Source organism: Clostridium sp. C8-1-8 (genome assembly GCF_009928445.1).
Classification (GTDB): Bacteria; Bacillota; Clostridia; order Clostridiales; family Clostridiaceae; genus Clostridium_AR.
Genome location: NZ_JAABNO010000004.1, coordinates 1 through 10,194 on the forward strand (window position 1 = coordinate 1; position 10,194 = coordinate 10,194).

General features: G+C 32.8%; 9 protein-coding genes. 8 read left to right on the forward strand and 1 reads right to left on the reverse strand.

The genetic code is table 11. The annotated features are described in order from the left end of the window. Positions 1-107: 107 nt before the first annotated feature. From GXK57_RS05540 to GXK57_RS05570, 7 genes are all read left to right on the forward strand, one after another. Entirely contained in the window at positions 108-1,019 is a 912-nt protein-coding gene (locus GXK57_RS05540) for a ribonuclease H family protein (protein WP_160672720.1), read from the forward strand. Positions 1,020-1,183: 164 nt separating this feature from the next. After that, complete coding sequence (locus GXK57_RS05545; protein WP_160672722.1) at positions 1,184-1,357, forward strand: hypothetical protein; 174 nt, start codon at positions 1,184-1,186, stop codon at positions 1,355-1,357. Positions 1,358-1,732: 375 nt separating this feature from the next. Next, positions 1,733-3,034 carry a helix-turn-helix domain-containing protein gene (locus GXK57_RS05550; protein WP_128214891.1) on the forward strand — a complete coding sequence of 434 codons (1,302 nt, stop codon included), beginning with the start codon at positions 1,733-1,735 and terminating at the stop codon, positions 3,032-3,034. A 22-nt stretch (positions 3,035-3,056) separates the two neighbouring features. Further along, positions 3,057-4,301 carry a helix-turn-helix transcriptional regulator gene (locus GXK57_RS05555; protein ID WP_160672724.1) on the forward strand — a complete coding sequence of 415 codons (1,245 nt, stop codon included), beginning with the start codon at positions 3,057-3,059 and terminating at the stop codon, positions 4,299-4,301. Positions 4,302-4,598: 297 nt separating this feature from the next. After that, positions 4,599-5,744 carry a homocitrate synthase gene (nifV, locus tag GXK57_RS05560; RefSeq protein ID WP_160672727.1) on the forward strand — a complete coding sequence of 382 codons (1,146 nt, stop codon included), beginning with the start codon at positions 4,599-4,601 and terminating at the stop codon, positions 5,742-5,744. A gap of 25 nt (positions 5,745-5,769) precedes the next feature. Beyond that, positions 5,770-7,713 (forward strand): aconitate hydratase, encoded by a 1,944-nt coding sequence (locus tag GXK57_RS05565; RefSeq protein ID WP_160672730.1) that lies wholly within the window; start codon positions 5,770-5,772, stop codon positions 7,711-7,713. Further along, positions 7,706-8,701, forward strand: a complete 996-nt coding sequence (locus tag GXK57_RS05570; protein WP_160672733.1) for an isocitrate dehydrogenase (NAD(+)) — start codon at positions 7,706-7,708, stop codon at positions 8,699-8,701. Before GXK57_RS05565 ends, GXK57_RS05570 begins: the two co-directional genes overlap by 8 nt. 158 nt (positions 8,702-8,859) lie before the next feature. Here the strand turns inward: GXK57_RS05570 and GXK57_RS05575 are convergent, their stop codons facing one another. After that, complete coding sequence (locus GXK57_RS05575) at positions 8,860-9,552, reverse strand: Crp/Fnr family transcriptional regulator (protein ID WP_160672736.1); 693 nt, start codon at positions 9,550-9,552, stop codon at positions 8,860-8,862. A 216-nt stretch (positions 9,553-9,768) separates the two neighbouring features. Between GXK57_RS05575 and GXK57_RS05580 the strand changes: the two genes are divergently transcribed. Beyond that, entirely contained in the window at positions 9,769-9,957 is a 189-nt protein-coding gene (locus GXK57_RS05580; protein WP_202127681.1) for an EscE/YscE/SsaE family type III secretion system needle protein co-chaperone, read from the forward strand. The last annotated feature ends 237 nt before the right edge of the window (positions 9,958-10,194 follow it).

Below are 10,194 nucleotides of genomic sequence, written 5' to 3' on the forward strand. Positions count from 1 at the left end.
ATTTAATTCTAATTGCTCGCTCATATAGCATCTCCTTCATGACCACTTAATTTCAGCTCAGTATTAATACGAAGTGGTACATCTAGAAAAATATAGCGAGGTTAGATATGGGTAAAAAAGTATATGCAATAAAAGAAGGTTTCGATTTTTCTAAGAATGAAAAGGTGGAAAATATAATAGTAAATACCTGGGATCAGTGTTTGAAGCTTGTTAAGGGCGTAAAGGGAGCGAAATACAAGAGTTTTGAAAGCTTAGAAGAAGCTAGGAAGTTCTTAAATGAACAAGGAAATATATTAAAAAAAGGTGAGCATGAATACCCAATGGATTGTTTGCATGCTTATGTTGATGGAAGCTATAGCATAAGTACTGAAGAATATGCTTACGGGGTAGTAGCTGTTCGTGACAATGTGGTGGAATATATTGATAGTGGTGTTGGAAAGAGTAACTCCGAAAAGAATATAAGGCAAATTGCTGGAGAGCTTGAGGCTGCTGTAAAAGCTGCAGAGTATGCTCTTAGTATTGGTGAGAAAAGAATGGTTCTTTTCCATGATTATGCTGGAATATGCTATCATGCTACTGGTTTTTGGGAAAGAAAGGATGATTCATCTAAGCAATATCATGCTAGAATGAACGATATTATGAGTAAGGGCCTTGAATTAATATTTGTAAAGGTTGATAGTCATACTGGTGATTTCTTTAATGAGCTTGTAGACGAAAAATGTAAAGAAAAATTAGGCATAGCATCGGAGAAAGTTGTATCTAGATGGCTAAGCAGTAATACATTAAAGGTATCAAATGAAACTATAAAAAGTGAAATTGAGAGTTTAGCTCCTAAGCACTCAGAGAATATTATTATAGATGGTGAGGATAACACTAAGGCTTCTATAAATAGTAATAAATCTAAGATTCAAGTACCTGAATCAATTAAAGATATAATAGATGCTCTTCCAGAAGGAAGACAAGGAGAGATTATAAGTTATGCTAAAAAAGTTTACTTAGATCACTTCAATAAGGCTTAAGCGAAAAGAAGCACACCACAAAAAGACACTCAATAATATATAATGGAGAAGAGTCTATGTTTTTGTGGAAAAGCAGTATCTCCATAGGAATATATTGGAGCAAATAATTTGTTGAAAAATGCATAATCTATAAATGAAAATTTAATAAAAAGAGGTGCTGGATTATGGGAAAATTTATGAGTGGTGTAACTACTGGAGCAATAGTCGGAGCAGCATTTGGCATGATGATCTTGCCTCAGCTAGATAGAAAAACTCAAAAATCTTTAAAGAGAGCAGGAAGAATGGTTATGAATCTTGCTGAAGATAGAGCTGATGGGATGATGAACATATTTAAGTAAAAATACTCGAGGATTTTCCTCGAGTATTTTTATGTTGTTAAAGTTATAAATACATTTATTGCTAATATTTATGATAAAAGCATTTAGATAATGTATATACAAAAATATATAACCAATAAAGTTAAATTTAGTAGGTTTTTTATAAATAACATATGAAAATTATGGTATTAAAAGTGAAGTATTTCCAGTAATTAACCCAAAAATAAAATTAAAAGTATAAAATCTTACAAAAACTTTGTATAAAATAGGGAATTTAATAAAAAATAAAAGAAATTTGTTAGTTTAACAGTTCTAATAGTATATATTTATGATATAATAAATTATAATTTTAATTTATAAAAAAATTACATAATTAAGGAAAAAGGAAGAGTGCGTATGGAGATTCTTTCATTAGGAGAAAAGATAAAAAGAAGAAGAAAAGAATTAGATATGACATTAAAGGATTTAGCTGGTGACAGAATCACACCTGGGCAGATAAGTCTTGTAGAGTCTGGAAGATCAAATCCATCCATGGATTTACTTGAATATTTAGCTGCAACATTAAAAACTTCTGTAGAGTATTTAATGGAATCAGAAGAAACTCAAGCGGAAAACATATGTACGTATTTTGAACAAGTGGCAGAATCTTATATATTAGATAATGATACAATAACCGCAGAGAAGTATATAGAAAATTCACTTTACTATGCGGAAAAATACAACTTAGAATATAGAAAAGCTAGGAACCTATATTTAAGAGCTAAGATCTATATGGCTAAGGGTGAGAATGTGTCTGCACAACAGTTTTTCCTTTCAGCTAATGTTATTTTTATAAAAAACAACAACTACGAGGAAATGGTAAAAACCTTTCTATATTTAGGAAAGATAACACTTGAGTTAAAAGCGTATCATTCAGCTACATCATATCTGAAACAAGCAGAAAAGCTATATATAGATCGTAATATTGGTGATGATTTTTTACTAGGAGAGATATATTTTACAATCTCAAAGACATACTTTAAGTTAGAAGATGCCAAGAATTCAATGAATTATGCATTTTTAGCTAAGCAAAAGTTTGAACAAATATATGACCAGAAAAAATATGCAAAAACTTTGTTGTTAATATCAGAAGAATATAATAGCAAGGGTGACTTAACTAATGCTATAAAGTACTCTAAGAAAACCTTAGAAGTGTATAAAGGGTTAGAAGATTTAGAGAATATATCCTATATTGAAAATAATTTAGGAAGATTATTCTATCAATTCGAAAACTTAGAAGAGTCTTTCAAGCATTATGAAATAGCTAAGGAACTTAGAGAGAAAAATAAGGACAGCAAATTACCTGAGACACTTATTAATATCTGTGAGAATTATATTAAGCTAAAAGACATTTCAAAGTGTACAGCGGTTATGAAAGAAATTGAAGAACGTATAGATCCAAGTAATTACTCAGATATTATAGAGTTTATGCTGATCAAGTTTAGAGTTCTAGTAATAAAAGAAAGCTATTTGGAGGCAGAAGCTGTGTTGTTAGATGCTTTTAAAGTTTCAAAGGATAGCGAAAACTTTAAAAAAGCTGGAGAAATTGCCGTTATGGTAGGAAAGTTCTATTTAGATCAAAGAAACGATAGCGAAGCAGCAAAATTCCTAGATGAAGGTGTAGGGATTTTTAAAAAAATTGGCGTTATTAGAAATTAGTTTTTTTTGATAGGTGAGGGGAATGGAGATTTTATCAACCGGAGAAAAGATAAAAAGAGCTAGAATATATAAGGGAATAACATTAAAAGAGTTGTGCGATGAGAATATATCTATTTCTAAGATGAGCTGTATTGAGAATGGTAAAGTAAAAGCAGAGCCTTGGATCATAGAGATTGTTGCGCAAAAGCTAGATTTAGATGTAAGTTACTTAAATGAGGATGTTAAAGATCAACTTGAAAATAATCTTGAAGCTTTTAAGAAGAGAAGTAAGGATTATGACTATGAGGAAGATTTAAAGTTGAGTATAAGTTACGCTATACATTATGGTTATAATGATTTAGCTTTTGAATTTATGCATCTTCTGTTTATTTATTATTTGGACGAGCTTAAGTATAATGATATACAAGGTATGATGAATGAATACTATGATATATCTCAAAAGCTAGGAGACAAAACTGTTACATTTTATAGAGATATGGCTAGATATTTCTTCAATAACAAGGAATTTAATGAAGCCTTAGCTTATTATAGCAAACTAAGAATAAGCTCTAATGATATCAGTCAGGAATATATTGCAGATATCATATATTCTGAGGCTCGCTGTTACTTAAAGTTAAAGCAGGATGATTTAGCCTATGACTTGCTAAAAAAGTATATTGATAGTCTTGGAAAAATAGATGATGTTATCATAAAGGGTAAAGTATTAAGCTTATACGCAGGGCTATTAATAAGATTTGGTGAAATTGATGGTCAGGATACTAGAGCTAAAGCTTTGGTTTATCTTAAAGAAGATCAAAGGGAATTAGCAAAAGCAAAGTTATTTTATGGAGAGTGTTATTTTAAGCACAACGAAAGAGAAAAGGGTATAAAAGAAGTAAAGGAAGCAATGGATATGTTTCCGAGAGAAAGAAATGACTATTTTTGTGAGTTATTAAACAAGGCTGTTGCCATATACATAGAAAATGGAGAACTAGAAATTGCAGATGAAATAGCCTCAGAGGCGCTAAACATAGCAATAGGCTGCGACAATGTGAGACTTATAGAGAGATCATATTATTTAAAGGCTTCTGTTTTCCAGAAAAAAGGACTCTATGAGCAATCAGAGATGTACATGAATCTCTCTATAGATTCATTGGTTAAGTTCGGAAACCATTCTCAAAGATATACCAGATACATTGAGATGGCAAATATGTACCATGAAATTGGTGAAGTGAGAGAGGCAATTAAATACTTTACGCTTGCGATGAATATTGAAAAGAGGCTTTAACTTTAGGGTTAGAGCTTCTTTTTTTATATATTTTTATGCAAGAAAAAAATGTGCGTAAATACGCTTTTGATGGCTAAATGCAATTATAGTATAAAGAATAAAAAAGAAAATAGCTATTTTTTCTTAATTTATCATAATTGGTATAGTATTCTTAAAAAAAGTATGATAGAATGATTTATAATAAAATTTGTATATAACTATACGTAATAGATTATAAGTCAAAATTACAAAAGATTACAAAATATGTATGAGAGAATGAGATAATTTGTCATGCAATAATTAAAGGGGGTTACTAAAATGGCTGTTTTTGAAAAAGGAACAGGTAAAAAAATCTATGTAGTGGATACAACTTTGAGAGATGGTGAACAAACCGCAGGAGTTGTATTTGCAAATCATGAAAAAGTGTCCATAGCTGAAATGTTAAGCGATCTTGGGGTGGATCAGCTTGAGGTTGGTATTCCAACTATGGGAGGAGACGAAAAAGAAGCTATAAAGGCAATAGCAAAGAAAAACTTAAAATCAAGTATAATGGCTTGGAATAGGGCTGTTATAAGTGATATTGAGCAATCAATTGACTGTGGCGTGGATGCAATAGCCATATCTATCTCTGTTTCTGACATACACATACAGCATAAACTTCAGACTTCAAGAGAATGGGTCCTTGAAAACATGATTAAAGCAGTAGAGTTCGGAAAGAAAAATGGACTTTACGTTTCTGTAAGTGGGGAGGATTCCTCAAGAGCTGATAGAGATTTCCTTGTTCAGTTCATAAACGAAGCAAAGAAAGCTGGAGCTAATAGGTTTAGATACTGTGATACTGTAGGTATAATGCATCCAGCAAAGATACTAGAAGATATAAGTTTTTTAAGTAATAATACAAACTTTGATATAGAAATGCATACTCATAATGATTTTGGTATGGCTACTGCTAATGCGTTAGCTGGACTTGCTGGTGGAGCAACTCATTTAGGCGTTACAGTAAACGGCTTAGGTGAAAGAGCTGGTAATGCGGCATTAGAAGAAGTATTAATGGCATTAAAGCATGTATATGGATATGATGTAACTGTGGATACAAAGATGTTCAAGGAAGTATCCGAATATGTTGCTAAGGCTTCTGGAAGAGAGATTCCTGCTTGGAAGGCTATTGTTGGTTCTAACATGTTTGCACATGAATCAGGTATACATGCTGATGGTGCCATAAAAAATCCTTTAAATTATGAAGTGTTCCAACCTTCTGATGTAGGATTAGAAAGACAAATAGTTATAGGCAAGCATTCAGGAAAGGCAGCAATAGTTAATAAATTTAAGGAATATGATATAGAGCTTTCTCCAAAAGAAGCTGATGAGCTACTTGCTATGGTTAGAGAGCTATCGGTGAAGCTTAAGAGAAGTCTTTTTGATAAGGAACTTGTACAGCTGTACAAGGACTTTTCAAGTAAGTAATACTTAAAACAAGGGGGAGCCTAGGATGGGATTAAATTTAGTATATAAGATTTTAGAAAAGCATTTAGTTGAAGGAGAACTTGTACAAGGGGAACCTATAGGGATAAAAATAGATCAAACTCTTACACAGGATTCTACTGGAACTATGACGTATCTTCAATTAGAGGCAATGGGAATAGATAGAGTCAAGACAAAAAGATCTGTAGCTTTTGTTGATCACAATATGCTTCAACAAGGGTTTGAAAATGCAGATGATCATAGATATATACAAACTGTAGCAGCTAAATATGGAGTTCTATTTTCAAAGCCTGGTAATGGCATATGCCATCAGGTATTCTTAGAAAGATTCTCAACTCCTGGAGATACCTTGATAGGATCTGATAGTCATACTCCAACTGCTGGTGGCGTTGGAATGATAGCTATCGGAGCAGGTGGACTTGATGTAGCTGTTGCTATGGGAGGCGGAGCTTATTTTATAAATGCTCCAAAGGTATGTAAGATTAATCTTACTGGAAGGCTTTCTCCAATGGTTTCGGCAAAGGATGTAATCTTAGAGGTTCTTAGAAGACTTACTGTAAAAGGTGGAGTTGGAAGAGTATTTGAATATGCTGGAGAAGGTGTTAAGTCTCTATCAGTACCGCAAAGAGCTACTATCACTAATATGGGAGCAGAACTTGGTGCAACTACTTCTATATTTCCAAGTGATGAAAGAACTTTAGAGTACTTCAAAGCGCAAGGTAGAGAAGCGGAATGGAAAGAACTTCTTCCAGATGCAGATGCAGTATATGATGAAGAGATAACTGTAGATTTGGAAAAGCTAGAACCTTTAGCTGCAAAGCCGCATAGCCCTGACAACGTAGAGGAAATAAGAACAATTGGCAAGATTAAAGTTGATCAAGTAGCTATTGGAAGCTGTACTAACTCTTCTTACGAAGATCTTATGAAGGTGGCTAAGATACTTAAAGGTAACAAGGTTCATCCAGAGGTATCCTTAGTTATAGCTCCAGGTTCAAGGCAAGTTATGGAGATGATATCACGTAATGGAGCTTTAGGAGATATAATCAGTGCTGGAGCAAGAATACTTGAAAACTCTTGTGGACCATGTATAGGAATGGGGCAAGCGCCTGGAACAGAAGGGATTTCTCTTAGAACCTTCAATAGAAATTTCTATGGAAGGAGTGGAACTTTAACTGCTAAGGTTTATCTAGTTAGTCCTGAAACTGCTGCAGTCAGTGCAATAACTGGAGTATTAACAGATCCAACAGAATTTGAAGTTGATTTAACTGTAGAACTTCCTGAAAGATTTATATTAGATGATTCTATGATACTAAAACCAGCTGAAGCTTCTTGTGAGGTTGAGGTTGTAAGAGGACCAAACATAAAGCCATTCCCAAATGGTGTGCCACTAACAAATACTTTAGATGGAAAGACTTTGCTAAAGGTAACGGACAACATAACAACAGATCATATAATGCCATCAAACTCAAAACTTTTACCATATAGATCAAATGTACCTTACCTTGCAGATTTCTGTTTTAATACAGTAGATACTGAATTCCCAGCAAGAGCTAAGGCATATAACGGTGGATTTATAGTTGGAGGAAACAACTACGGACAGGGTTCAAGCAGAGAGCATGCTGCTTTAGCACCATTATACTTAGGAGTTAAGGCGGTAATTGTTAAGAGTTTTGCAAGAATTCATAAGGCAAACTTAATAAATAGCGGAATACTTCCTCTTACTTTTAAAAATGAAGCTGATTATGAAACTGTTGAACTTTTAGATGATTTGACAATAAACAATATTGAGGGAGATATCTATACTGGGGAGCTTACAGTTGAAAATATAACTAAGGGAACTAGCTTTAAGGTAATAGCTGACTTATCACAAAGAGAGATTGAGATACTTTTAGCTGGTGGAAAACTTAATTACACTAAAGATTTAATGAAAGAAGGTAGCGCCAATGCATAAAATAACTTTAATACCTGGAGATGGAATAGGACCTGAAGTAAGTGAAGCCATGAAGATGGTGTTAAAGGCATCTGGCGTAGACATAGAATGGGAAGAGGTTGAAGCAGGGGAAGCTCAGATAGAAAAGTATGGCACCCCGCTTCCGGATAATGTAATAGAAGCGATAAAGAGAAACAAGATAGCTATAAAGGGGCCAATAACCACTCCTATTGGTAAAGGCTTTAAGAGCGTAAATGTAACTTTAAGACAAAATCTTGATCTTTATATAAACCTTAGACCGGTTAAGAGCTTTAAGGGAATAGAGTCAAGATATTCTGATGTAGACTTAGTCATAGTGAGAGAAAACACAGAAGATCTTTACGCTGGCATTGAACATAAAATTGGGGACTATGCTGCTGAAAGCATAAAGCTTATAACGAAACCAGCATCTAAGAGAATAGTGGAATTTGCTTTTGAATACGCAAAAAATAACCAAAGATCGACGGTTACTGCTGTGCACAAAGCTAATATAATGAAGCTTTCTGATGGATTATTCTTGAATACTGCAAGAGAAGTGGCAGAAGAAAATAAAGAAATCAAATTTAACGATTTAATTGTAGATGCTGCAGCTATGAATCTAGTTATAAATCCTCAAAAATATGATGTTATGGTGATGCCAAACTTATATGGAGATATATTATCGGATTTATGTGCTGGTCTTGTTGGAGGTCTTGGAATAATACCTGGGGCTAACATAGGAAAAGATTATGCTGTTTTTGAAGCGGTACATGGAAGTGCACCCGACATAGCAGGCCAAAATAAAGCAAACCCTACTGCATTAATCCAATCTGCTATAATGATGCTTAAGCATATCGGTGAGTATGATCATGCAGTGAAGATTGAAAATGCTCTTTCAAAGGTGTTTATAGATGGAAAGGTACTTACTACAGATTTAGGCGGTAGTGCTACAACCACTGAGTTTGCAGAAGAGATTTGTAAGAATTTATAGTTGTTTACAGATCAGTGATGTTTGGAATAATATTTTCAGATACAAAAAAAATCGCTAAAAGACTTTAGCGATTTTTTTGTATTAATGATCAGTGTTAGATGGAAATTGCTTCATAACCCCTTGAACTCTCTCTAAAATAAAGTTTATAGCGTGGCTTTTCATTCTATATCTTTAAAATATCTTGAAAGTCTATCTCTGTTTGGGATAATAATCTTTTTATTTTCAAGTAACATCAACTCTAGTTGTGTAAGCTTTTTTAAGGCTCGAGAAACAGTTTCTCTTTGACTTCCAAACATATCTGCAAGGTAAGTTACAGACACATTAAGATCTATTAAAGTCCCTAAAGGATGAGGAACACCGTAGTCCTTGGATAGTTTCCAAAGTTTTGCGGCGATCTTTTTCTCTATTTTTATAGGCGTTGTATTTTTCATCTGCCTATAAAGTCTTCTTACTTTTATTGCTAAGGAATTGAGAACATTTCTAGTAAGGTCAAAGTCTTCCTTCATAAGTTCAATAAAAGCCTTTTTATCATATACAAGAAGATTACCATCTTCAAAGGTTTCACAGTAGATTGAAGCCGGAAGGTCATCTAATATTACTTCATTTAGTATTTTTCCTTCTCCAAGTATAAATATTATTTTCTTTTGAGCGTTCTCACTTAATTTATATAAAGAAAATTTTCCGCTGAGGACAATAAATATATTATTTATAGTATCTTTATCTAAAAACACTTGAGAATTTTTTTTATATTCCTTTATGGTTCCGAGATTACAGAGCTTTTCTAAGGTATCGTTATTAAGACCAAAAAATATCTCTAAATCACTTATATTTTCAGTATTGAGTTTTGACATATAAATCCCTTCTTAAAAAACATATACAACTATTTTATCAGACTTCAGCATAAAGATACATCACTTTCAAACTTCAGATGTGTAAAAAAATCATTAGGTATATTCTTTTTGGCGAATTTTTTATGTGTTCTTTACACATAATAATTTTGTTGCAAAAGGACCTGAAATATATTTTTATATTTCTTTAGTCTAATAATTTAAAAGGAGGGATTAGTGATGGCAAACGCAAAACAAAACGTTCAAACTACATTTGATGAGTTAAACCATTGCAAACAACATCTTCAAGATGCTTTAAACACAGTAGAAAAAGATCAAAACAGACAAAAGATTCAAAGATCTTTAGATGCTGTTAATAATGCAATAAACGTAACTCAAGATACAATTTCAACTTATACTGAAAGCTAGTGTACCTCTGGTAGATAAGAATCCTTGAAGACTCAAGGATTCTTTTTTATTCTTTATTTATAAAAGCATACTTTATATAAAGCATTATATAAATATGCTTATATGGTTTGATGCATACATGACATAAAGAATAAAAAAGAAAAATTATAGCGCCTACCAGAATTTCTTCACATGCGCTCAAAAAGGAATATGCGCAAAAATAACTTGTAAATAAGACGACTTTTTTGATAAAATTAT